The 24,635-nt window shown below is 40.9% G+C and carries 18 protein-coding genes; 8 read left to right on the top strand and 10 right to left on the bottom strand.

The window, feature by feature from the left end; genetic code table 11:
* Positions 1-70: 70 nt before the first annotated feature.
* From VK159_RS17290 to gldF, 5 genes are read right to left on the bottom strand one after another with little or no spacing between them, the layout of a single operon-like run.
* Entirely contained in the window at positions 71-775 is a 705-nt protein-coding gene (locus VK159_RS17290) for a lipoprotein signal peptidase (protein ID WP_324231421.1), read from the bottom strand.
* Positions 776-835: 60 nt separating this feature from the next.
* Positions 836-3,295, bottom strand: a complete 2,460-nt coding sequence (locus tag VK159_RS17285; RefSeq protein ID WP_324231420.1) for a bifunctional UDP-N-acetylmuramoyl-tripeptide:D-alanyl-D-alanine ligase/alanine racemase — start codon at positions 3,293-3,295, stop codon at positions 836-838.
* A 16-nt stretch (positions 3,296-3,311) separates the two neighbouring features.
* The gene (locus tag VK159_RS17280) at positions 3,312-4,283 is read right to left on the bottom strand and encodes a TerC/Alx family metal homeostasis membrane protein (RefSeq protein WP_324231419.1); all 972 of its coding nucleotides are present in this window, start codon (positions 4,281-4,283) and stop codon (positions 3,312-3,314) included.
* A gap of 27 nt (positions 4,284-4,310) precedes the next feature.
* Entirely contained in the window at positions 4,311-6,143 is a 1,833-nt protein-coding gene (gldG, locus tag VK159_RS17275; protein WP_324231418.1) for a gliding motility-associated ABC transporter substrate-binding protein GldG, read from the bottom strand.
* A 6-nt stretch (positions 6,144-6,149) separates the two neighbouring features.
* Complete coding sequence (gldF, locus tag VK159_RS17270) at positions 6,150-6,872, bottom strand: gliding motility-associated ABC transporter permease subunit GldF (RefSeq protein ID WP_324231417.1); 723 nt, start codon at positions 6,870-6,872, stop codon at positions 6,150-6,152.
* A 212-nt stretch (positions 6,873-7,084) separates the two neighbouring features.
* On the opposite strand from gldF, the gene VK159_RS17265 reads away from it, so the two are divergent.
* Positions 7,085-9,859: a T9SS type A sorting domain-containing protein gene (locus VK159_RS17265; protein WP_324231416.1), complete on the top strand. Its 2,775-nt coding sequence runs from the start codon at positions 7,085-7,087 to the stop codon at positions 9,857-9,859.
* A gap of 84 nt (positions 9,860-9,943) precedes the next feature.
* Here VK159_RS17265 and VK159_RS17260 read toward each other — a convergent pair whose 3' ends face one another.
* Entirely contained in the window at positions 9,944-10,276 is a 333-nt protein-coding gene (locus tag VK159_RS17260) for an iron-sulfur cluster assembly accessory protein (protein ID WP_324231415.1), read from the bottom strand.
* A 156-nt stretch (positions 10,277-10,432) separates the two neighbouring features.
* Here VK159_RS17260 and mce point away from each other — a divergent pair, with 156 nt between their 5' ends.
* On the top strand, positions 10,433-10,834 hold the full coding sequence (gene mce / locus VK159_RS17255) for a methylmalonyl-CoA epimerase (RefSeq protein ID WP_324231414.1): 402 nt from the start codon (positions 10,433-10,435) through the stop codon (positions 10,832-10,834).
* A gap of 38 nt (positions 10,835-10,872) precedes the next feature.
* On the opposite strand, the gene VK159_RS17250 is transcribed toward mce, so the two are convergent.
* From VK159_RS17250 to VK159_RS17240, 3 genes are all read right to left on the bottom strand, one after another.
* Positions 10,873-11,910 carry a T9SS type A sorting domain-containing protein gene (locus VK159_RS17250; protein WP_324231413.1) on the bottom strand — a complete coding sequence of 346 codons (1,038 nt, stop codon included), beginning with the start codon at positions 11,908-11,910 and terminating at the stop codon, positions 10,873-10,875.
* Positions 11,911-12,078: 168 nt separating this feature from the next.
* A complete protein-coding gene (locus VK159_RS17245) occupies positions 12,079-13,356 on the bottom strand; it encodes a UDP-N-acetylmuramoyl-tripeptide--D-alanyl-D-alanine ligase (RefSeq protein WP_324231412.1) in 1,278 nt (425 codons plus the stop codon).
* A gap of 118 nt (positions 13,357-13,474) precedes the next feature.
* Positions 13,475-15,022 carry an SUMF1/EgtB/PvdO family nonheme iron enzyme gene (locus VK159_RS17240; protein WP_324231411.1) on the bottom strand — a complete coding sequence of 516 codons (1,548 nt, stop codon included), beginning with the start codon at positions 15,020-15,022 and terminating at the stop codon, positions 13,475-13,477.
* A 263-nt stretch (positions 15,023-15,285) separates the two neighbouring features.
* Between VK159_RS17240 and porU the strand changes: the two genes are divergently transcribed.
* The 6 genes from porU to VK159_RS17210 all read left to right on the top strand — a co-directional run bounded on the left by porU (position 15,286) and on the right by VK159_RS17210 (position 23,266).
* The gene (porU, locus tag VK159_RS17235) at positions 15,286-18,693 is read left to right on the top strand and encodes a type IX secretion system sortase PorU (RefSeq protein ID WP_324231410.1); all 3,408 of its coding nucleotides are present in this window, start codon (positions 15,286-15,288) and stop codon (positions 18,691-18,693) included.
* 67 nt (positions 18,694-18,760) lie between these two features.
* Positions 18,761-19,915, top strand: a complete 1,155-nt coding sequence (gene porV, locus VK159_RS17230) for a type IX secretion system outer membrane channel protein PorV (RefSeq protein ID WP_324231409.1) — start codon at positions 18,761-18,763, stop codon at positions 19,913-19,915.
* 64 nt (positions 19,916-19,979) lie between these two features.
* On the top strand, positions 19,980-20,456 hold the full coding sequence (gene ispF / locus VK159_RS17225) for a 2-C-methyl-D-erythritol 2,4-cyclodiphosphate synthase (protein ID WP_324231408.1): 477 nt from the start codon (positions 19,980-19,982) through the stop codon (positions 20,454-20,456).
* Positions 20,457-20,565: 109 nt separating this feature from the next.
* The gene (dut, locus tag VK159_RS17220) at positions 20,566-21,000 is read left to right on the top strand and encodes a dUTP diphosphatase (RefSeq protein ID WP_324231407.1); all 435 of its coding nucleotides are present in this window, start codon (positions 20,566-20,568) and stop codon (positions 20,998-21,000) included.
* A 6-nt stretch (positions 21,001-21,006) separates the two neighbouring features.
* Positions 21,007-21,837, top strand: coding sequence for a DUF4292 domain-containing protein (locus VK159_RS17215; RefSeq protein WP_324231406.1), 831 nt, complete (start codon positions 21,007-21,009; stop codon positions 21,835-21,837).
* 85 nt (positions 21,838-21,922) lie between these two features.
* Positions 21,923-23,266: a peptidoglycan DD-metalloendopeptidase family protein gene (locus VK159_RS17210; protein ID WP_324231405.1), complete on the top strand. Its 1,344-nt coding sequence runs from the start codon at positions 21,923-21,925 to the stop codon at positions 23,264-23,266.
* On the opposite strand, the gene bshA is transcribed toward VK159_RS17210, so the two are convergent.
* Positions 23,252-24,388 (bottom strand): N-acetyl-alpha-D-glucosaminyl L-malate synthase BshA, encoded by a 1,137-nt coding sequence (gene bshA, locus VK159_RS17205; RefSeq protein WP_324231404.1) that lies wholly within the window; start codon positions 24,386-24,388, stop codon positions 23,252-23,254. The two genes, VK159_RS17210 and bshA, sit on opposite strands and share 15 nt — an antisense overlap.
* Positions 24,389-24,635 lie beyond the last annotated feature (247 nt).

Raw genomic sequence — 24,635 nt, 5'->3', positions numbered from 1 at the left:
AAGCCTCGCAAACTGCGAGGCTTTCTTTTTAATATCGTTCGACTGTTTTCTTTTTGACAATTTACATGAATCACATCACTTGTGCATCATCACTTACTTCGGTATTTGTTTCAACTGTTGTATTTGTTTCTTCGGGTTTGTGATGCTTGAAAAAACGTTTCTGAAAAACCAGGATCGTAATAACGCCGGTTGAGATTGCAGCATCAGCAATATTAAAAATAGCCTGGAAAAATGTGAATGGTTTGCCACCCCAAACAGGAACCCAGTTTGGCATCATCTTGTTTTCAATGATGGGGAAGTACAACATATCAACCACATGACCATGAAGGAAAGAGGCATAACCTTTACCTGTTGCTTTTGCTAATCCATCATATCCAAAATATGTATCAGTAGCTGCATTATAGATCATGCCTTTGTCGAAGATCATACCGTAGAACAAACTATCGATAAGGTTTCCCAATGCGCCTGCATAGATCAAAGCAGCACAAATGATAAAACCCCTGTGGTATTTTTCTTTTACAATTTTCACGAGGTACCAGGTTCCGAAAATAACAGCACCTAAACGGAAAAGGGTGAGTGCCATTTTTGCCCATTCACTGTTGCCCAACTTCCAACCGTAGGCCATGCCTGCATTCTCGATGAAATACAAACGGAACCAGCGACCAAGAATAAACTTTTCATCCTGGTATTCCATGGTTGTTTTGATCCAGATCTTTAAACCCTGGTCAGCAAACAGAATAATGAGAATAATAAATATTACGTAACGAAGTTTCACGAATTTTAAAATTTAGTGGACAAAGATAGGGAGTTGAGGGTAAGCAGTTGATCCATTAACTTATTCTTCAAAATACACCCTTTTCACCCGTTGACTGATACCCGTCATCAATTCATAAGCAATGGTTTGGCTTTGTTTGGCAACTTCTACCACTGAAAGTGTTGGCCCGAATACGATCACTTCATCCCCTTCCCGAACATCAGCAATGCCGGTAATATCAAGCATCGTCATATCCATACAAACCGTGCCGATAACGGGAGCGGGTTTGCCGTTTACCAGCATATGGCCTTTGCCGTTGCTGAGATTGCGTGGATAACCATCAGCATAACCAATGCGCACTGTAGCAATTGTTGAAGGCTGGGTGATGATTCCTTTACGGTTATACCCAACCGTATCACCAGGCTGCAGCTGTTTAATTTGTGCGATAGTAGTTTTTAATTGCAATGCTTCTTCCAATTGCAGTTTACCAGCAGCCGAACTTACGCCGTACATACCAATGCCCAGCCGCACCATATCGTATTGCAGTTGCGGATGACGGATGGTGCCGTGTGAATTATCTAAATGACGGATGAATGTATAATCGAGTATTGATTGCAAAAATGTACAAGCTTCTTCAAAACGGTTTGCCTGAAGTAATGTAAACTCATCTTCCGCCGGATCTTCACTTGCTGCCAGATGACTGAATACTGATTGAATCGTAAACCTATTCTTCTTCAGTACTTCTGCAAGCACAGGCAACTCCTTTTGCATAAAGCCAAGGCGGTGCATACCCGTATCAATTTTTAAATGCACAGGATAGCCGCTGACACCTTCTTTTTCAAGAAATGATTCAAATGCATGAAGAATGGAAAAGGAAAATAATTCAGGTTCAAGATTATGATCGATCAAGGCATCAAACGTCACCGGTTCAGGATTCATAACCATGATGGGCAATGTAATACCGGCCTTGCGCAGTGCTACACCTTCATCTGTAAATGCAACAGCGAGGTAATCTGCTTTCATGAACTGTAAGAGATTCGCAATTTCATAACTGCCACTGCCATACGAAAATGCTTTCACCATCGCCATGATCTTTGTGGATGGCTTTAGTAATTGCTGGTGTGCCCTGATGTTTCTTACAATAGCACTTAAGTTAATCTCTAAAACTGTTTGATGTGTTTTCTGTTCAAGCAATTGTGCAATACGGTCAAGTTCAAATACACGTGCTCCTTTAATGAGGATGGTTTCATTTTGAAAGCCAAGTGCAGGTAATTGTTCGGCAAGCTCTGCGGTTGATGAAAAGCTTTGCACTTCAATATCTCCTGCTACAAGCGGGGCAAGCAAATGTTTCGTTTTTTCACCAACAGTGATTAAACGATTGATACGATGATGATGTAATAATGCAGCAATGGAAATATAGGTTTCTGCTTCCTGTTCTTCTGTTAATTGAAAATCGGAAAGGATAACGCTGCGTTTTGTATGCTGACCTTGTTGCTGCAACATATTCAGTGCAATGCTGAGTGAACTCAGGTCGGCACTATAACTATCGTTGATGATGGTTGTGTTGTGTAAACCACTTTTCAATTCAAGACGAAGACTTACTGCACGTAACTGATTGAATTTTTCTTTAATAGCAGCAAAAGGAACCTGGAGATAAAGACAAACCGTTAAACACGTAATAGAATTTTCAATCGATGCATCGTCAGTAAAGGGAATACTGATGCTATTGCTTAATGATCCGTTGGTAAAATGAATGATAGTTTCGGCTAACCGTTTGTTGATGTTGCTGATCACAACAGTATTCTCTTTCTGTTCACCCCAGCTGAAAATATGTTCTTGCTGAAGCGAAAGTGGGTTTAATTTTTCAGGCGAGCAGATAACAGCGTTTGCGCCCTTGAATAATTTTTGTTTTTCAATCAGTTTTTCTTGTGCATCAGAAAAACCATCTGCATGTGCTTCGCTGATGTTTGTGAGTATGCCAATTGTTGGTTGAATGATTTGCTGAAGTGCATCCATTTCACCTTGCTGTGAAATACCTGCTTCAAAAATAGCCAGTGTATGTTGCGGTTGCAATTGCCACACACTTAACGGAACACCCACCTGCGAGTTATAACTCTTTGGGCTGCGAATGATATTATAATGATCGTTCAATAATTGATACAGCCATTCTTTTGCAATTGTTTTACCGTTGCTTCCTGTTATGCCAACGACAGGAATGGAAAACTGTTGACGATGATAAGCAGCTAATTGCTGCAATGCTTTTAATGTGTCCGGCACCAGCAATATATTCGCACCGGGTAATACTTTTACATCTACCTGTTGCTGAACAATGAAATGGCGAACGCCTTTGTTGTAGGTTTCGGCGATAAAATCATGCCCGTCTCTTCTTGTTGTTTTTAACGCAAAGAATAAAGCAGTTGCCGGATGAATGATGCGCCTGCTGTCGATCAGCAAATGTTCAACATGACCTGTCGTATCTGCTTTTTGCAAATAAGAAGCCTGCAGAATTGCTGCAATACGGTCAATGTTGTAATGCGACATAGGAATAAGTTGCAAACTAATCTTTCAAATCAGGTGGTGCATTTTTCTTCTTGTGATGCATCGAGTAAAGAATTGAACCGCCGATACAAGCCACAATCACCACTAAGGAAATAATTACCTGCGAAGGTTTATCAACTACTGTTCCAATCAATTCTTCTCCAAGCATTTTCAAACCAATAAACACAAGAACAATAGCAATACCCTGTTGCAGGAAATCAAATTTGCTCACAGCGCCTCTTAACAGGAAGAAGAGCGAACGCAAACCCAACACAGCAAACACATTCGACGTATAAATTACCAGCGAAGCGTGTTCACTCTTGCGATCAACAATACCCATTACTGCAGGAATTGAATCCAATGCAAAAACAATATCAGTTGTTGCAAGCATCACCACGACAACAAATAATGCTGTATAGACAGGTTTGCCATGTTGTTTTATTACATATTTACCCTGGCCATCTTCCATAGTGATAGGTAAAAATCTTTTCAGGAAGAGATACACTTTGCTTTCTCTCGGGTCATATTCTTCTTCCTGATTGCTGGTGAACATTTTAAAGCCGGTGTACACGAGGAATATGCCGAAGATGTAAAGTATCCAGTGAAAACGATTCACCAGTTCAACACCAAGGGTAATAAAAATTACACGGAACACAATTGCCATCAACACACCCACTAACAATACACGTGGTATGTAGGGTTCTTTTACTTTAAAAAAACTGAAGATGAGGACAAACACAAAAATGTTATCAATACTCAAACTCCATTCCATCAGGTAGGCACTTACATATTCCAATGCGGCCTGCTTCCCATCTTCATACCACATAAAGCCACCGAAACCAAGACCAAGTATTACCCAGAAAACAGTTTGCTTCAAGGCCTGCTTCGTTGTAAGATGCGCTGATTTTTTACTCAGCAGACCAAGATCGAACACAATTGCAAGAATCAGTACAATGCCAAAAACGAGATAAGTAATTTGAGTAGGAGTCATTATTATGAATTCAAAAATGAAAATTGATTAAGCTTTTATGCTGTAAGTCCGTTTACGCCATTGCATGTAACCAAAACCAATCAGCAATACCAGAAATACAGGCACTGCAATATTGATGAGCTGCCATTGCAACCGTTGATCGCTCACTTTTTGCGGGTTCAGCAAACGCAATGGTACATCTTTATTACGCAATGCCACAATGCCGGCATTGCCCGTCATATATTCCAATGTGTTTTGTAAAAAGGTTTTGTTGGCAAAACTACGTTCCTGCACACGGCTGTAACCCATGGGGAAAGGTTCCTGCTTTGTAAAACTATTCAACACCACATCGCCGTCGCCAATCACCAATTGCTGCGTTGGAGCATCTGGTTTTGTTTTGAATGAACCATATTCTTTTGTAAAAAACTGGCGCATTTCTGCCGATGCACGGTTGCCATAAAAACTATTGAATTGCCCTTCGAGGAAAACAGCAACAGGCAAATTCCTTTTTGTATAAAGATTTACGTCCTGTATTGTTTGTAGTTCTTGCAAACTGATGATAGCAGGCGTGCTTACAAACTTTGCATTTTCACTGGAAGTGAGTAAAATGTTTTTGCTGATGCCTTCTGCTTTAACTGTGTCAAGCGTATTGGTAAACAGGCTTAATACCGGTTCAAGATTTTTTGTGATGGGATGATTGCCAGTGGCATTGAGCAACGGGTAATAGTTAAAAGGCACATCTGCCAATTGCGGCTGACCACCTGCGTTACCAACCACCAGCTTACTTAGGTCGCATTGTTGATCCTGCAGCAAATCACGGTTGATACGTACACCATATTTAAACAGCAAGTCATCAAGATTCAATCCACGATCATAAGCCAGCGTTTGTGCAACAATTGCAAGACTATCTTTCTCCGCATGTAACATATCCAAAAACCACAACACTTTACCGCCTTGCATAATGTATTGATCGATCTTCATCTTGGTTGAATCAGTAAACCCAATAGATGGTTTTACGATCATCACAGCTGCAAAATCTTTTGGAATAACATTGGTCTTATTTGGGTCAACAAGCTGGAAGAGATAATTGGCATCTAATGTCTGTACAAGATCAAATGTTTCAGGTCCCATTGGTTGTCCGTTGCCTGTTAAGTAACCAATGAGTGGTTTTTGTTTGCGTTGAATTTTTTCAATGGCATCAGCAAACTTAAATTCAAGTAATGCTTCTGCATTGCTGATGCTTTTTGCTTCATCGGTAACCAAACTTCCTGTGAGCGGGTCACGACTGTATTCTGTTTTGCCACTTAAAAGATCAACTGAAACAACCTTATTGCCCCTTTTTACAAGAGCCGAAGGATAAATGACACGTTGCGTTGTGGCTTCTTCTTTTTCCTGAACTTCTAATGTATAAGGTAAAATGCCGAGGCTCTTTAATGAGTCGCTCATCATTTGTTGAATCACCTCTTCACGGAAATTTGGTTTTGTTTGATTGAGGCTATCCACATTCACACCATTCATCCGCAGTTCGTTGATCACTTCGCCAAACATGAAATCCTTTGCCTCATCGGTAAACATTTCATCCACCGACTTATAATTTATCTGCAATTGGCTACCACTATATTCTTTCATTTCATTCAGCAGATCGTTGGTACTGTTGCGGAGTTTGCGGAATGAAGAACGGAAATCACCTTTCAGAAATACATCAACTGTAATTGTTGTATCAATATTTTTTAATAATGCTTTTGTTTGGGGAGATAGTGAATACCGCTGTTCACTTGTAAGATCCCAACGTAAACGAAGAGAAGATGCTAGTACGTTGATGAGTACCAAAGCCGCCAACAATATGAACCAACCGTATTTCGTGGAAAAGATTTTCATCATGAGTACTTATTTTTTCCTGCCAATGCGTTGGATGGTGATGAATAAGGTGAACAGGGTAATACTTAAAAAGTAGATCACATCACGGCTATCGATCACGCCTTTTGATAAACTTCGGTAATGAAATTCCATGCCCAGCATTTCAACAATATAATCGACACCTGTACCAACAAGTTTGCTTAAAGCTGTAAATCCGCTGTATAACACAAAGCAAAAGAATGCACTCAGTAAAAAAGCAACAACAGGGTTGCCGGTAAAACTGCTGCAACAAATACCAATGGCCGTAAAGGCGGCGCATAAAAACAACAGACCAATGTATGAGCCAATGATGCCCCCTAAATCGAGTGAAGTTCCATCAGCACTCATGGCATTGATGGTGATGAGATAAGTAAGTGTTGGAAGCAATGCAATTAACACTACCAGCAATGATGCAATGTATTTCCCAAGAACTATCTGGCGGGTGGTTAACGGACGTGTAAACAAAATTTCCATTGTGCCTGCTCTCCATTCATCGGGGAAGAGGCGCATGGTAACTGCGGGGATCAACAACAATAAGATGTAAGGAGAGAGGTTGAAGAAGTTTTCCAAAGTGGCATAGCCGTAATCAAGAATATTGAAGCTGGAAAACACAAACAGGAACAACCCGTTCAGCAAGAGAAAAAGAATGATGGTGATATATCCCGTAAGATTGCTGAAAAACTGACGGAATTCTTTTTTGCAAATGGCCCACATAGAGCAGCAAAAATAAAGGAATAAACAGCTCGTGCCGAATCCTGTTTCAAATGAAGTGCAGCAGTTGTAGCCCAAGACGCACACTTGTAAAGTCATCAGTGAAACCCCTTCAAAATTGCTATGTTTTTACAATATGAACTATTATCTTAATAGTTTCCTTTGAGAAGCCGTCACTACCTACCTGCAAGAAGCTAACTATAAAACACCGAGGTATGGCAAAAAAAATTGTATGGGGAACACTATTCTTCTGTTTTAGCGCTTACATTTCCAATGCCCAGATAGCCGGCGATTTTCAAAGTAAAAACGCATCCGGCAACTGGAGCGATTTTAACTCATGGAATGTTTATAACGGGATATCATGGGTTGCCGCAACACCAGGGCAATTGCCAACTGCGTCAACAGCCGTTTTTGTTCAGAACGGACATACGCTTACCGTTGATAATGCAGCTTCTGTCTGCAACAATTTGAATATTTCCATCGGAGGAACAACAGGCCGTCTTGCATTCGCCGCAACAGGGATTTTAAACGTAAAGGGAACCATCACGATTAATAACTCCAGCGCTAATTATCTATCTCCGTGGGCAGCTGGTGGTCAATTAATTTTTTCAGGCTCAGGGAACCAAGGGATTGTTGGGTTGACCGCAGCAACAGTTTTGGAAGATGTAGAAATCAATAAGCCATCTGGGACTGTTACTATGGCTGGTTCAAATGGATTAGTAAGTGGTACACTTACATTAACATCAGGAACTTTGAATATTGGAGCCGCCGGATCTTTAACATTAAACGGCGCCTCTTTAGTTCGTACATCTGGCTTTTTAACCGCAACAAATACAAGTGACCTTACTGTTACAGGCACAACAGGCGGAACAGTAACTATTCCTCATTCTGGAAATATTTCTTTGCGAAATGTAACTATCAGCGGAACGAGAGCCATTGTTATGAATGGAATTAACGATCTTAATTTAAGCGGGGTTTTTACAGTTGGACCAACTGCAACTTTTGATAACGGAGGCGAAAGTCAGATACTTCAAAACACAGGAGGAAGTGTTGTTATTGATGGAAAATTTATTACGAGGGATGTTGAAGGATTTACTGGTACAGGTGCAGCAATACCAGGAATTACACCCGTCCTTAACACAGGTTGCACCATTGAGTTTGGATTAACGGGCAATCAAACTTTTAATGCACGATCAGATTATAAGAATATTACATTTTCCGGGAGCGGAAGTAAGTTTTTAAGCAGTAGCTGTTCTCCTGCAGGAACAGTTTATATCACGGACGACGCAATATTGGAAACACTCAACTTTACGTTTGGTGATATTACAACCAACCTCTCGATGGATGGTGGCCGTTTCAGGTTAGCAGGTACTGGCACTAAACCTAATATTCAGGGAACCTATAATTTAACGGGCGGGGTGATTGAATTTTTTGGAGGTACTCCGGCAACTAATCAAACCATCAGGGGTTCAGCAAGTATTTTTTATCACAATATTGAAATTAACAGCCCATATGTTGCCAACTCGAATGCAAACATCAACCTTAACAGCGGTGGATCTTTTACGATTAAAAACGGAGCTGTCTTTACCATAAATGATGAATCAATTACAGGGCAAACAGGAACTCAAACAGTAACATTAGAAAGCGGTGCCAGGCTTGTTTGTGGAGATATGCATGGTTTTACCGGAGGCACGGGTATAACTTCTACTTCCATTCGTGCTGATGTTGAAAATATTATTCTGAATGCAGGAAGTACAGTTGAATATTCAAGAGCGACTGCCCAGGCTTTTTCTGCAAGAACGGACTATAAGAATGTCGCTATTAGTGGGGGAGGTGAAAAAACATTAAATGGTCCCTCCACAATCTCAGGTATCCTAACCTTAACTAATGGACTCGTGTCAACAACTTCTACAAACCTTTTAACCCTAAGTGCAACGGCCACCTGCCCTGCCGGAGGTAATTCTTTATCGTTTGTAAACGGGCCGCTGAAAAAAATCGGGAACAGTGCATTTGTTTTCCCGGTTGGCAAACCAGAGTTGGCAGGACCTGCTGGTGGTGGATACCGCTTGATCGGCATTTCTGCACCTGCACAAATTACAGATGCCTTTACCGCTGAGTTTATTGTGGGCAGTGCGACTGCATTAGGTCCAGTAAGCTCAGCAATGAAAAGTGCAGGTCTTACCAGGGTCAGCAGGTGTGAATACTGGAAGCTTGATCGTACAAATGGCAGTTCTTCAATAAACGTTACTCTTTCCTGGAATGCAAGAAGTAACTGCAATGTTTCCTATGTTTCAAGTTTGCCTGAACTGGCAATAGCTCATTTCAACGATGTAGCAGATGAATGGGATGCTTTTGGAGCAGACGCACTAACAGGAAATACAACTGAAGGCACTATAACCTGGAACGATGTTTCAATCTTTGGCCCATTCTCCTTGGCCAGTACAGATTTCCTTGAAAATCTTCTTCCACTTGATCTTTCAGGGTTTAGTGCCACGGCACGCAAAACTGATGTCGCTATTGATTGGATGGTAAGCAACAATGACGAACAGGATGAATTCATTTTGGAAAGAAGCAGAGACGGTCTCCGTTTTGAGACTCTGAAAGTAGTGCCGGCCAAGGTAATCCTGTTTACGGCTGCATATGCGGAAGAAGACAGGCAACCTTTCAACGGGTGGAACTACTATCGTTTGAGGGCTTTTGACAAAATTGGGAAAGAACGGGTATCAAAGGTGGTGAGGGTTTGGTTTGGCCGTGAGCGGCAGATCAGGATCAGCCCCAACCCGGCTTCAGAAAAAATTATTGTCAGCTTTGCCGAGCCAAGCAGCATTTCTGAAATTGAACTTGTCAATATATCCGGTCAGGTGTTGCAACGCATCCAAACCATACAATTCAATAACGAAGTCAATATATCTCACTTGCAAGCGGGAATGTATTATCTCAGGATCTCAGGAAAGAACGGGCTTTCCACAAAAAGCTTTATTAAACAATAAAGACCCGAAACCAACTGCTGAAAAGCCCCTCCAAAAGAGGGGCTTTTATTTTGAATGTTTTTTCTTTCGAAGTATTAATGGCGATTAAACTGCAAAACTCTCACCGCAGCCACAGGTCCGGCTGGCGTTAGGGTTATTGAAGTGAAAGCCTTTACCATTGAGGCCATCGCTGAAATCCAACGTGGTGTTATAGAGGTATAGAAAACTTTTCATATCCGTTACCACTTTTACCCCGTTATCTTCAAATACCTGGTCGTTAGGTTTTGATTCGTTATCAAAATCGAGCTTGTAGCTGAGGCCGCTGCAGCCGCCGCCAACCACACTTACCCTTAAGAAATAGGAATTGTCGCCGGTTACATTTGCCTGCTGCATCAGGTTCGCCACTTTTTTTTTTGCCTTATCGGTTACAAAAATCATCGTCTTGTTTTTAAAGAATGAGCAATTGACGGGCCAATGCTTCATGGCTGCCGTCTTGTCTGCAAAGTTAGTCAAATTGAAAAACAGGGAAAGCCGGGTTTCTTTGTAATGAACAAAGAAGGGTTTGTAAATTGCTGCTAATTAATCATCAACCACATGAATAAAGTTGAGCATATAGGCATCGCTGTTAAAGACCTGGCCACCTCCATTCCACTGTTTGAAAAGTTATTGAACACCCATTGCTACAAAACTGAACTGGTAGAAACTGAACAGGTGAATACAGCTTTCTTTAAACAGGGTGAAACAAAAATTGAATTACTGGAAAGTGTAGACGCAAATGGTGTGATCGCTAAATTCATTGAAAAGAAAGGTGAGGGGATGCATCATATTGCATTTGATGTGGATGATATTGAAAGTGAAATGAAGCGTTTACAGAAAGAAGGATTTGTATTATTGAATGAAAAACCGAAGCATGGTGCCGACAATAAACTGGTTTGTTTTCTTCATCCCAAATCAACAAACGGCGTATTGATTGAACTATGCCAGGAAAAAAAATAGCTGCCTTTCAGCAGCTACTTTATATCTGGATGTAAGTTTTACTGTTTAACGACTTGCAGATTTTCTAATACTTTCCCATTTTCGATCAACTGAATTAGGTACAATCCGGCTGAGTAACCAGAGAGATCAATTTGTAAACGATTACCGCCAGTTGGGTTAATCATTTTTATTCTTGTTCCTTTCGCATCTATGATTTGTAATGTTTGTCCGGATTTAAATGATTCTTTGCCGTAAACTTGAGTAACATCTCCAACTGGATTTGGGAACACGCTCAGGTTTTTCCTGATCTGGTTATTAAAGCGAATGATTTCAGAATAAGTAATCTGCCCGCTGATATCAACTTGCTTCAGACGATAGTAATTGTAGCCACTCACCGGTTGCAGATCAACATGAGAATAAATACTGCGGCTGTTGCTGTTTCCACGAGCATCAAGATTGCCAATTTCAACCCATGTTTTTTGATCACCACTACGTTCAATTATGAATGAAGAGCTGTTATTCTCTACCAGTGTTGCCCATTCTAAACGAACCGTATATGGTTGTTTTTGTTCTGCTCGGAAATAGTCAAATGCCACAGGAAGAATGCCTGCTCCGATATAAGGATATGATAATACCCAAGGGCCATTAATATCAGAATTGTTATCTCTCCAAACTTCAATGCCACCAATCGAAATCAATTCAGCATTCCCAACACGGGAATTTATAAGTCCACCAGAGTAAACCTGTATAAAACTCCACTCAGCTAAACCAAGTTTACCGGGAGAGCTAAAATCGAAATCAAGTATTCCACAGACGAAAATCTGTAGCCTAGGTGTATTAACTATCCCTGACACATTTATTTTTTTTCCGGAGGGAATGCAAACAATCTGATCTACAGTTGGAACTCCAATCGGACTCCAGGAATTTGGGTCGTTCCAATCTCCACCAGCCGGTGCATTTGAAACTGCAACTTTCGTACAATTGGTTGGCATTGTATTACATCGTGGATAAGGTGTTGGAGCGTGTGGCCAGTAAGTTTGTGCAAAAGAAAATAAACTAATAAAGAGAAATAGTAGCGAGAGTAAAAATTGCTTCATAAAAGTGAACCATTAATAAATAACGTAAACGGAATAAGTTAACGGTTCGTTTCAGGGGGCTGGATCACTTATAAGTGGGCTGGAACAGGTTGAGCAATAAGTGATAATTCTTAAGGATACTTGGGGTAAGACCGTAAAAATACTAATGATTTTGACTTACGCAAGTATTCATGAAAGAATTTCTTCCATTTTCATGCTGCGGGAGCCTTTAATGAGTAAGTGTGCATTTGTAAAGTGTTGGTTTTTAAACCAATCACGTGCTTCAGCGGAAGATTTAAAATTTTCAAAAGAGTGGGGAATTTTGGTGAAATCACCTCCAACCAACACCACTTTATGCCAATTGAATTTTTGAATGAGATCGATGATGTATTGATGTTCTTCAAGACTTGCTTCACCCAATTCAGCCATTCCGCCCAGCATCAACACCTTTTTTTCAGCCGGTAATTTGGCAAAGTTTTCAATGGCCAGTTTCATACTGCTGGGATTGGCATTATATGCATCAAGAATGATCTTGTTTGTGCCAGATTCGATCAATTGAGATCGGCTATTGGAAGGTTGATAAGATTCAATGGCAGTTTTTATCTTAGTTGAAGGCACGCCAAAATGAAGACCAACAGAAACAGCTGCTAATACATTGGGCAGGTTATAATCGCCAACAAGATGAGTATTGATCTGGCCAATGTCAGGGTGGTTCGTAAAGTTTACGACAAGAAAAGGTTCGCTGCTGATAAGTTCACCTGTAGTTTCAGCATTATGAGTTCCATAACTGACTTTCTTCTCAATGCCCTTGCTCATTTCATGCAAGTAGTCAAAGTCATTATTAATGAAAATAGTTCCTTTTGTTTCTCTTATAAAATCATACAACTCACCCTTGCCTTTTTTCACTCCTTCAATACCACCAAAACCCTCAAGGTGGGCCTTGCCAACATTATTAATAAGTCCATGAGTGGGTAACGCATATTTACAATAACCGGCGATTTCTTTTTGATGATTCGCACCCATTTCAATCACCGCTATCTCTGCATCTGCTTTAACTTTCAGAAGTGTAAGCGGAATGCCGATATGATTATTAAGGTTACCTTCTGTTGTATATGTTTTGAAATGAGACGAGAGTACAGCATGGATCAACTCTTTCGTTGTGGTTTTTCCGTTGCTACCTGTAATTGCAAGAAAGGGAATGTTGAATTGCTGACGGTGGTATTTAGCTAATTGCTGTAAAGTGCTCAGGACATCTTCAACTACTATTGTGCGATCATCAGCACCAGTTACTACTTCATCAACAATGGCATAAGATGCACCTTTTTCAATCGCTTGCAATGCAAATTTGTTTCCGTTGAAGTTGTCGCCTTTCAAGGCAAAAAACAGGTCTGCTTCCTTCAGTTTACGTGTATCTGTTTGTACTGAAGGATGCTGCAGAAACAATTGATAAAGTTCTTCGATACGCATAACTCAAAGATAGCAGTATGATTATTTTGTAAGATTTATCCGGCAGTATTTCTTTCCGGTAACTACAAAAAGAAACCCCTCCGTTTTCGGAGGGGTTAAATATCATCAAACGAAAAGATTAATTTCTCTTGCGGTTGTTTTGTTTCTTTTTAGCAAACCAGTTACCGGTTTTGCGTCCATTACCTTCCTGGCTGCCGTAACGTGTCATTGCACAACGGAAACCGATCATTGAACTTCCCTGATCTTCTTCAAGGAAACGACGTGAACCAGGGCTGAGCCAATAAGCACGGTCGTTCCAGCTACCACCTTTGTACACACGACTCTTATCGCTGATCAAAGTTGTTTTTCCGTAGCCATAAGTAACATTGCTCAAAGAATCACCATCGAGGTAGTCAATTGCATAACCTTTTTGGTAGTTACGACGGTTCTTTACTTCATCATCAGTTTCATCACGGTATTTGATACGGCCAAGAGAATCTCTTTCAGCCTTACCGGTGCTTAAGTCAACACGTTGGAATTTATTACCACGATAGTAGTTGAAATCATCACCATCAGTAGGAGTCATTGGTCTGTACACATCCGCTACCCACTCACTTACGTTACCAGCCATGTTATATAAGCCGAAACCGTTGGGGAAGAAAGAATTGATTGGACCAGGAATTACAGCACGGTCATTCAAACCACCGGCCACGCCCATATTATCGCCGGAACCACGCTTGAAGTTTGCCAGGAACTGACCTTGCCAGCTGCTGCGACGTGAATCACGCAAACCGTTTACATTCTGTGCCCATGGATATACTTGTTTGTTTGCAGTTAACTCCTCACCACGTTTCTTTTCGCTACGACGTGGGTTCGGGTTCTGTGCAATTAAACCATAAGCAGCATATTCCCACTCAGCCTCTGTTGGGAGACGGTAGTCAGGTAAGATCAAACCCTCTTCGAAAGTGATGTTTGTAGGCACCTGCTTTGTGATGGGATCTTTATAGTTTTTGATGTTTTTTCCGGGAGTTGCCTGGTATTCACCTAACAGGTAAGCTTTAGTATTAAAGTTATCCTGTCCGCCACCTTGCATTTGCTTTTGCAATTCAGCCTTTTTGTTGGTAATACCTTTTTCGTAAAGGATATTTTCGTTTACACGATCTCCACGCCATAAGCAATAATCATACGCCTGCTTCCACGTTACGCCTACAACAGGGTATAAGTTGTACGATGGGTGGCGGAAATAATAATCCACGTAAGGTTCGTTATAAGCCAATTCGCTTCTCCATACCAACGTATCAGGTAATGCACGGTTGGTGATTGAAGTGTCCTGGAACACACGGTCGAGCCAGAAAAGATATTCACGGTAGTGAACGTTCGCAACTTCAGTTTCATCCATGTAGAACGAAGCAACCGTTACACGGCGTGGAATATTGTTCCAGTCACGCATAACGTCCTCTTCCACAGCACCCATTGTGAAAGTACCACCCTCCACAAAAACGAGGCCTGGACCGGTTTTTTGCTCTTTTTCTTTTGATACACGGAAGCCGCTACCATTTGGATCGTTGTAGGTCCAGCCGGTTGAACTCGATTTCGCCGGTTTCTTCTTGAATAAATTACAAGATGTAATAAGTGTAGCCCCAATTAATAGGATACCTAGATTTTTAATGCGGAAAAGGTTTTTCATCTTTTCGTTCGTTTTGATAGTTAACGAGGAAGGTTCAAAAATATTGTATTGGATTTGTCAGCCCAAATTTTAAAAAGACCGATGACAAACATAGCTGAATCTTTTTAGATTCTGAAGGAATGAAGCATCGTGTTTTCTAATTTCAGTATTTCTGCTTATATGCCTGACCGTGAAATTACGTTTCAATGCAGCATCCCTCTGGTTGAAGCAATCTGGGTGAGCAGTTTTCATTTGTCAATCAGGTATCTTTGAATTCTCTGTTTATGCGATACAGCACCCTGTTGATAGCCTGTTTTTTTATTGTTGCCGCTAATGCCCAACGCACTTATCGCAACAATTCTGTATTGGCGACAGGCGATTGGTACAAATTGTCAGTTAAGCAGCCGGGTGTTTACCGGATCAATATCGCATTTCTTCAATCATTAGGAATAAATACAACCAATCTGCAAAGTGGCAGTGTTCGCTTGTTTGGCAACGGGGGGGAAATGCTGCCGGAAGAAAATGCCGTGATCCCGGCAGATGATCTTTCTGAAAATGCTGTTTTGGTGGTTGATGGTGGGGACGGGGTGTTTAACGGTAATGATTATCTCCTTTTTTATGCAAATGGCCCCCAGCAATGGGCGAAGGATTCTGTAAACAAGCGATTCCGGCACCGAAAGAATTTATACGGCAATGAATCCTTTTATTTTTTGAATGTTTCCGGCACCGGAGCAAGAATACAAAACCGACCGGTTGCGGGAGCACCTAATCAGACGGTAACTTCTTTTAAGGACCGGATCTTTCAAGAACTTGATACCATCAATTTTTTAAGAAGCGGGAAAGAATGGTATGGTGAAGAATTCAGCAATACTCCCGGCGGCACGCTAAACCGAACATTCAACTTTACAATCCCCAACTTTGTTGCCGGCCCGGTTCAAATGGTTTCTGCTGTTGCTGCGAGAAGCAATGGTGTTGCAAGTTCATTTCTCATTAGAGCCAATAATAACAATGTAGCACAACACACAGTAAATGCGGTTGGTACCGGCACGTATGATCCGGTTGCTTCTGCACATGAGCTGGCTGCATCATTCAATCTTTCACAATCTTCACTTGGCTTACAGTACACTTATCAACCCGGCAGTGTAAACGCACAGGGCTGGCTTAATTGGTTTGAATTATTTCCACAACGACAACTAAACATGAATGGTGTTGATCAATTGCTGTTCAGAGACTGGGAAACTGTAGGTGCCGGCAACGTTGCCGAATTTCGTTTACAGGGTGCCGCAAGCAGTACATTAGTTTGGGATATTACTGATCCGCTTCGTCCACAAAACATGACTGGCACTTTCGGTGGAAATGAATTCAGGTTTGTGAATACAGCTGAACGTTTGCGGGAGTATGTTGCATTCAATCAAACTAATTTCTTACAACCAACTGCTGTTGGTAAGATCAGCAACCAGGATCTGCATGGTGCTGCTGCTCCAAATTATATTATTGTTGCACATCCTTCTTTGCTTAGTGAAGCACAACGATTGGCAGCATGGCACGGGCAGAATCAAAATCTTACAACACTAACCGTAAGTACTGATCAGGTATATAATGAATTTTCATCAGGAAGTCCGGACCCGACAGCAATCCGCAATTTCGTAAAAATGTTTTACGACAGGGCAGGTGCCGATACAACAAAGCGCCCACGTTATCTTTTGTTGTTTGGCGATGCCTCCTACGATTATCTCAACCGGGTAAGTGGTAATACGAATTTTGTTCCTTGTTACGAAAGTGATATTTCTCTTGATCCATTAGCCACATACACGTCAGATGATTTCTTTGGATTTTTGGATGATAATGATTTTGTTGGCCGGCAGTTTCCTTTAAGTCTGCTTGACATTGGTATTGGCCGTATCCCTGCAAAAAATATACAGGAAGCAAAATCAGTGGTTGATAAGATCATCCGTTATCATGCAAAAGAAAGTTTTGGCCCGTGGCGCAATGATGTAACACTGGTAGCAGATGATGAAGACAATAATATTCACCTGGATGATGGCGAGTTTCATGCATCTGTTATTGAGCAAAACAAAACCTTCAATCTTTCAAAAATTTATTTAGATGCTTATCGACAGCAAAGTGGTAGCGGAGGAAGTCGCTACCCGGAAGTTAACCAAGCCATCAACAATAAAATTTTTGCAGGTACGCTTATCTGGAATTACAGTGGACACGGAGGCTCAAGAAGATTGGCAGGTGAAGCTATTCTTGAGCAGGACATGGTTAACACATGGAGCAACAGCAATAAATTGCCATTGTTCATTACTGCTACTTGTGATTTTGCGCCTTATGATAATCCTTCAGTTAATTCTATCGGTGAAAATATTCTCTTACGGGAACGTACAGGTGCAATTGCATTAATGACAACTACAAGAGTTGTGTTTGCTTTCAGCAACCGCATCATGAACAATAATTATTTCCGCATTGCTTTGCAGCCTGATGTAAACGGTGTGAATCCTTCGTTGGGTGATGCGGTAAAACGGGCAAAGAATTTTACCTATCAAACCTTTGGCGATATTATCAATAACAGAAAGTTTACGTTGCTGGGTGATCCGGCAGTTCGTTTGGGTTTCCCAACATTGAAAGTGCGCACCACATCTATCAACAATCAAATTCCTGCAACAGACACATTGAAAGCGTTGGATCGTTACAACATTAAAGGCGAAGTAACGGATGCTGCAGGAAACAAGCTTACAAATTTCAACGGGAATGTTTATCCGGTTATTTATGATAAAGTGCAGCAGGTAAAAACCTTCGGCAACGATGCCGGAAGTGTTGCAGTGAATTTTAATCAGCAATCGAATATTATTTTTAAAGGCAAAGCCAAAGTGACAAATGGCGAATTCAGCTACAGTTTTGTTGTGCCCAAAGACATCAACTACCAATTCGGCAACGGAAAAATAAGTTACTATGCAGAGAATGGTAACGTTGACGGCAACGGTGCCGAAACAACCATCATCGTTGGTGGGGCCGGTAATAATCCTGTTACAGATGATGATGGACCAACAATAAAAGCTTATCTCAACGATGAAAAATTTGTGAATGGCGGTATTGCCAATGAAACACCTGTTCTGTTGGTAAAACTGGCTGATTCAAGCGGCATCAACACAGTAGGCACAGGTATTGGTCACGATCTTACTGCAACATTAGATGATGATAACAGTCAGTTATTTGTATTGAACGACTATTATGAAGCTGATGCCGACAGTTATCAAACTGGAACTGCACGTTTTCAATTGCCAACATTAAAAGAAGGATTACATGTTTTAAAGATCAAAGCATGGGATGTGCAGAACAACAGCAATGAATACAGGCTTGAGTTTCGTGTAATAAAAGATGAAGAATTGAAGCTTGCACATGTATATAATTATCCCAATCCATTTACAACAAGCACAAAGTTTATGTTTGAGCATAACCGACCCGGTGACCAGTTGAAAGTGCTTATTCGTATTTATTCTGTTTCGGGAAAAGTAGTAAAAACAATCACCCGTACAATATTTAATGAAGGAAACCGTTCTTTTGACATTGAGTGGGACGGAAAAGATGATTTCGGCCAAAAAATTGGAAGAGGCGTTTATATCTACCAGTTAGAGGTTAAGGATTCATTTGGCAAAAAACAATCTGCATTGCAAAAGCTCGTCCTGCTTTAACCAAAATCTGTTTATGAACCCTAATGTTCAATTTTCCTCTATTTTTATGGCTCAAATTTCAACTCTTATGAGAAAGAACGCCGCCTATGCATTAGGCATGTTGCTCTGCTTATCTTCCTTACAAACTTTTGCACAGGATTCAATTAATGTAGTTACAACTGCTGTACCTATGTTACGAATTTCACCTGATGCCCGTGCAGGTGGTATGGGCGATGTTGGTATTGCAACATCACCCGATGCGAACTCTTCATTCTTCAACCAGGCAAAAATTCCATTTGCAAAAGAACGTTCAGCAATTGGTTTAACATACACACCATGGCTGAAAGATCTTGGTTTAAATGATGTGTTCATTGCAACTGTTGCAGGTTATCATCAGCTCGATGAGTTCCAGTCAATTTCCGGATCGTTACGCTATTTTAATCTTGGTACAATTCAGTTCACTGATTTCTCAGGTAACGATCTTCAACGTTTTGTGCCGAGAGAATTTGCAATCGATGGAGGTTATAGCCGCAAACTCAGTGATAAAATAGGTGTGGGTATTGCTCTTCGCTTTATCTATTCAAATCTTGGTACGGGTACATTTAACGGAGCTACGTTAAAACCTGGTACTGCCGTAGCCGGCGATATTTCGTTTTACTATAATGGTTTGAACGAAGAAGGAACCGGTATTACTGCAGGTGCTGTTATGAGTAACCTCGGCAGCAAGATCGCATATACAAATGATGCACGTGGTAAAGATTACATTCCTGCTAACTTAGGAATTGGTGCTGTTTATACAAAGGCAATTGATGATGTGAACAAGTTCAGTATTGGTCTTGACATTAATAAACTGCTGGTGCCAACACCTCCGGGTTCTGTGCGTACACCGGAAGAAATTGAAGCATACCGCAATAAAAGTGTTGTGGGCAGCTGGTTCTCTTCATTTGGTGATGCACCGGGTGGTTTTAATGAAGAGCTGAAAGAGTTCCAGATCTCAACAGGTATGGAATACAGTTATAACGATCAGTTCTTTGCACGTGCCGGTTATTTCTACGAGGCAAAAACAAAAGGTAACCGTCGTTTCTTCAGCGTGGGTGCCGGTGTTAAATACAACAAACTTGGGTTTAACTTCTCTTATCTTGTACCAACTGGCCAGGGTATTAACCGTAACCCATTGAGCAACACAACACGTTTCAGTTTGTTGTTTGATTTGAGTGGCGATGGCGGCGAAAGCAACGAATAAGTTCAACAGATAAAAGATTTTGTCAAAAGCGGAGGTAGTTTACCTTCGCTTTTTTATTTACATTATGGGATTTAGAATAGGATCAGGCGTTGATTACCATCAATTAGCAGAAGGAAGAAAATTGTTTATCGGTGGTGTTGAAATACCACATCACAAGGGTGCATTGGGCCACAGCGATGCTGATGTATTGCTGCATGCAATTTGCGATGCGATGCTTGGCGCACTTGCGCTCGGCGATATCGGTACCCATTTTCCTGATACTTCAGCGGCATTTAAAGACATCGACAGTAAAATCTTATTGCAGCAGAGTTTTGATAAGATCAGGGAGAAAGGTTATCGTGTGGTGAATGTTGACAGCACGTTGTGTTTGCAGGCGCCAAAGATCAAACCCTATATCGCCCAGATGCAATCAACTATTGCATCCATACTTGAACTTGAAACCGATGCTGTTTCAGTAAAAGCAACCACTACAGAGAATATGGGATTTGTTGGGAGAGAGGAAGGCCTTGTGGCCTATGCAACCGTATTGCTTGAAAAATAATAATGAATCATGAAATATCAATGAAAAATAATCGAGCAATTTTTGCCAGAAGGCGATGATTATTTTTTATGGATATACTATGCGACCAAATAACAATAATAATGAACGCATGACAGTTAAGATCATCAATCAATCAAATAATCCACTACCTGCTTATGCCACTGAAGGCAGCAGCGGTATGGATGTTAGAGCTTTTATTAACGAAACCATTACATTACAACCACTCGAAAGGGCGTTGATACCAACCGGTTTATTTATTGAACTGCCGCAAGGTTTTGAAGCACAAATACGACCAAGAAGCGGGTTGGCCATTAAACAAGGTATCACCTGTTTAAACACACCGGGTACTGTTGATGCAGATTATCGTGGAGAAATTAAGATTATCTTAATCAACCTGAGTAACGAAATACAGTCTGTACATAATGGCGACCGTATTGCACAAATGGTCATTCAGAAAGTAGAAAAAATTAATTGGGAAATTTCTGTTGAACTGGAAGAAACAGAACGTAACGCCGGTGGCTTTGGCAGCACCGGGAAACACTAATAATTGATGATGAAGAATCTTGTATCTATAATTGTAACGATCGGAATGCTCTTGGCTTTCAGTGCATGCAGATCAACGAAGAAAATTCAGCAGGCAATGGTTAAGAAAGATACCGTTGCCGTTGTTCTGCCAGTAGAAAAACTTCCAACGCATGAAGACACCGTGCGTATGGTAAACGAAGTATTGACAAACGTCGAAAAAAAACACATCGACTTTAAAACATTCTCAGCGAAAATAAAAGTTGATTACAGTAACAGCAAAGGTCGTCAGCCCGACTTTGTTGCGAATGTGCGGATGTTGAAGGATAGCCTCATCTGGATATCACTCAGTAATGATATTGGTATTGAAGGCATTCGTGTACTGATATCCAAAGACAGTATTAAAGTATTGGATAAACTGGCAAACACTTACCAGGTTCGTCCGCTAAGCCATATCCAGGAATTGAGCCAGATACCGTTCAGTTTTGCTGATCTGCAGGATCTGCTCGTAGGCAATCCGATCTTTTTTAACAAAGACAGTATTACATCATATACCAATAACGTAAATGGCTACACGCTCCTGAGTGTAGCACCGTTGTTTAAAAATTTATTATCGGTTGCAACTGATTATTCAGTGCAAAAAAGTAAACTGGATGATAATGATCCTACACTTAACCGCACCTGCGATCTTATTTATAACAATTACGAAAACAAGACCGGCGTGTCTTTTTCAACACAAAGGCAGATCACCATTTCGCAACAGAATAAACTGGATGTTGAGCTGAAATTCAAGGATTATAAGTTTAATGAGGAGCTTAGTTATCCCTTTACAGTTCCTAAAAAATTCAAAAGAATCTGATAAGGCATACGTTTTCTGTTGATGCTGCGTTTACCCTTGTTCGGGGTATAAGCCTTATTTTTGTAACCAATCAAACCATATACCTATGCTGAAATTCTTGTTGGTAGTATGCTGTACTCTTTTGCAGATGGCTTTGTTTGCACAGGATAAAAATGAACTGGAAAGAAAGCGTAAACAAACGCTGCAGGAAATTGATATGCTCACCAGGCAGTACAGTGATATTAAGAAGAACCAGAAGCAGAGTATTGGCCAGCTTACATTAATACAGAACAAGATCCGCTTACGCAATGAAGTGATCAATACCATCAACAAACAGGTACGTGCAATAAATGGCGATATCAATACTTCTTACGTTGAAATGAGACGTTTGAAAAAAGATCTTGATACACTTAAGATGACTTACGCACACAATGTGGTGTATGCATACAAAAACAGAAGCAGTTACGATTTTCTCAACTTTTTATTTTCAGCTACTAATTTTAATGATGCCATACGCCGTATTGCCTACATGAAAGCATACCGCAGTTACAGAGCTGAGCAACTTGAAGTGATCAATAAAACTGAACTGATGTACAGGGATAAGATCGCACAACTTACCAATGCACGGAAGGAAAAAAGTGCGGTGTTAACAAATCAGAGTAAAGAGATGGGTGAATTGGTGAAGGATAAAGAAGAACAGGCATCGGTAGTAAATAATTTAAAGAAGCGGGAGAAAGAGATCAATAAAGATATTGCCACGAAGAAAAAGCAGGCACAACAATTACAGGCATCTATTTCTGCTGTTATTAAACGTGAGATGGCTGCGGCTAAAAAAGAAGCTGAAGACAGAGACAGGGCTGAGCGTGACCGTATAGCCAATGCAAAAAAAGAAGCCGACAGAATTGCGAAAGAGAATGCAAAGAGCAATCCAACCACAACAACAACTACGACAGCACCTGTTGTTACAGCGCCGGTTGTAAAGAAAGAAGAACCAAAGAAAACAGAGAGTTATCTTGAATATAATAAGGAAGATCTTGCGTTAGGCAACAGCTTTGAAAGCAGCAAAGGAAGATTGCCATTCCCGGTTGACAATGGTTATGTGTCAATCGTTTTTGGCCCATACACTATTCCGGGTACAAACATTAAGGGAAGTCAGGATTTCATCACCATTGCTTCACCTGCAGGAACATCTGTAAAAGCATGTTTTGAAGGTGAGGTGGTAAGTGTGTTTGATGTGGGTGGTAATACAGCTGTCATGATCAAACACGGTAAATACTTTACTACTTACAGCAATCTTTCATCTGCCAATGTAAACAAAGGACAAACGGTGAAAACAGGACAAGTGATCGGTCGTGTTGGAACCAACATCGATGGCGATGGTGAACTTAACTTTGTACTTGCACGTGAAAATCAAATGATCAATCCAAGTCCCTGGTTAAGGGGTCGCTGATACGTTTACAAAACGTTCGTATAATTCTTCATACAAAGGAACAATGTGGTGAATATCAAATTTCGCTGCTTGTTCCTTTGCTTTTTGTTTGCAGTATTGTAAGAGTTCATCGTCTTTCAACAACTCAATTCCAAGACGGCTCAGTTCTTCAATATCACCAATGTTGGCCATAAAACCTGTTTCACCATGAATATTGATCTCAGGAATCCCACCTGCATTTGTCGAAAGTACAGGAACACCTGCTGCCATCGCTTCCAAAGCTGATAAACCGAAGCTTTCATATTCTGATGTAAGCATGAACATATCTGAGATAGCAAGTATCTCTTCCATTTCCTGTTGTTTGCCAAGAAAACGAACATCATCACAAATGCCTAACTCACGGCAAAGTTCTTCAGCACCGGGTCTGTCCGGCCCATCGCCCACCATCAATAATTTTGAAGGAACAACTTTATTAATATTGGCAAATATGCGGATGATATCATTCACCCGTTTTACTTTTCGGAAGTTACTTGCATGAGCAATAATGCGTTCGCCATTTGGCGCAAGCACTTTGCGGAAAGCATCCAATGGTTTTTTATCGAAGCGTTGTACATCCACAAAGTTGTGGATCACTTCTATTTCTTTTTCTATATCGAAAGAATGATAGGTTTCTTTGCGCAGGTTGTTCGATACGGCTGTAATCGCATCACTCTCATTGATCGAAAAGGTTACAACAGGTTCAAAGGTTTTATCCTTACCCACCAGTGTAATATCTGTGCCGTGCAGTGTAGTAATAACCGGAATATCCTTTCCTTTTTTCTTGAGTATCTGTTTGGCCATATAGGCAGCCGATGCATGCGGAATGGCATAATGTACATGCAAAAGATCGAGGTCATTATTCAGCACCACATCCACCATTGTGCTTGCAAGAGTTGTTTCGTAAGGTGGATAATCGAACAACGGATAGTGCGGCACACGTACCTCGTGGTAAAAGATATTGGTGAAAAAACCACTCAGGCGAACGGGTTGCTGATACGTAATAAAATGAACCATATGCCCTTTTTCGGCTAATGCTTTCCCTAATTCTGTCGCCAACACACCGCTACCGCCAAACGTTGGGTAGCATACGATACCTATTTTCATGTATTCCTGTTGTTTGTTATTGAAACAAACCCATTGAGGGATTGTTTGATTTATATGAATGTCATTTTCCATGCCAGACCATTCATACTGATGATTTGACAGGTTGCAGAAACGAAGTTAGCACTTTCAATCAACAGGCTTTTTTCGGCACTTGCCGTTCGTAAAAAAGCAGCTTCTTAACCAATAGCTCTTTTTGCAGGTTAACAGAGTTGTTCTATTTTGGGCTTCCCAATCAAATCCAACAAAA

This window comes from Lacibacter sp. (assembly GCF_035299325.1).
Lineage (GTDB): Bacteria > Bacteroidota > Bacteroidia > Chitinophagales > Chitinophagaceae > Lacibacter.
Note: the sequence above shows the minus strand (reverse complement) of the source record. Positions and strands in the feature narration are given on the sequence as shown.

Excerpts from the sequence above, each read along its gene's own strand:
- VK159_RS17245 (WP_324231412.1), bottom strand. The coding sequence starts at position 13,356 with ATGCGTATCGAAGAACTTTATCAATTGTTTCTGCAGCATCCTTCAGTA.
- gldG (WP_324231418.1), bottom strand. The coding sequence starts at position 6,143 with ATGATGAAAATCTTTTCCACGAAATACGGTTGGTTCATATTGTTGGCG.
- porV (WP_324231409.1), top strand. The coding sequence starts at position 18,761 with ATGAGAAAGAACGCCGCCTATGCATTAGGCATGTTGCTCTGCTTATCT.
- ispF (WP_324231408.1), top strand. The coding sequence starts at position 19,980 with ATGGGATTTAGAATAGGATCAGGCGTTGATTACCATCAATTAGCAGAA.
- gldF (WP_324231417.1), bottom strand. The coding sequence starts at position 6,872 with ATGTGGGCCATTTGCAAAAAAGAATTCCGTCAGTTTTTCAGCAATCTT.
- VK159_RS17280 (WP_324231419.1), bottom strand. The coding sequence starts at position 4,283 with ATGACTCCTACTCAAATTACTTATCTCGTTTTTGGCATTGTACTGATT.
- VK159_RS17285 (WP_324231420.1), bottom strand. The coding sequence starts at position 3,295 with ATGTCGCATTACAACATTGACCGTATTGCAGCAATTCTGCAGGCTTCT.
- VK159_RS17215 (WP_324231406.1), top strand. The coding sequence starts at position 21,007 with ATGATGAAGAATCTTGTATCTATAATTGTAACGATCGGAATGCTCTTG.
- bshA (WP_324231404.1), bottom strand. The coding sequence starts at position 24,388 with ATGAAAATAGGTATCGTATGCTACCCAACGTTTGGCGGTAGCGGTGTG.
- VK159_RS17260 (WP_324231415.1), bottom strand. The coding sequence starts at position 10,276 with ATGATTTTTGTAACCGATAAGGCAAAAAAAAAAGTGGCGAACCTGATG.
- VK159_RS17265 (WP_324231416.1), top strand. The coding sequence starts at position 7,085 with ATGGCAAAAAAAATTGTATGGGGAACACTATTCTTCTGTTTTAGCGCT.
- VK159_RS17210 (WP_324231405.1), top strand. The coding sequence starts at position 21,923 with ATGCTGAAATTCTTGTTGGTAGTATGCTGTACTCTTTTGCAGATGGCT.
- mce (WP_324231414.1), top strand. The coding sequence starts at position 10,433 with ATGAATAAAGTTGAGCATATAGGCATCGCTGTTAAAGACCTGGCCACC.
- VK159_RS17240 (WP_324231411.1), bottom strand. The coding sequence starts at position 15,022 with ATGAAAAACCTTTTCCGCATTAAAAATCTAGGTATCCTATTAATTGGG.
- VK159_RS17250 (WP_324231413.1), bottom strand. The coding sequence starts at position 11,910 with ATGAAGCAATTTTTACTCTCGCTACTATTTCTCTTTATTAGTTTATTT.
- dut (WP_324231407.1), top strand. The coding sequence starts at position 20,566 with ATGACAGTTAAGATCATCAATCAATCAAATAATCCACTACCTGCTTAT.
- porU (WP_324231410.1), top strand. The coding sequence starts at position 15,286 with ATGCGATACAGCACCCTGTTGATAGCCTGTTTTTTTATTGTTGCCGCT.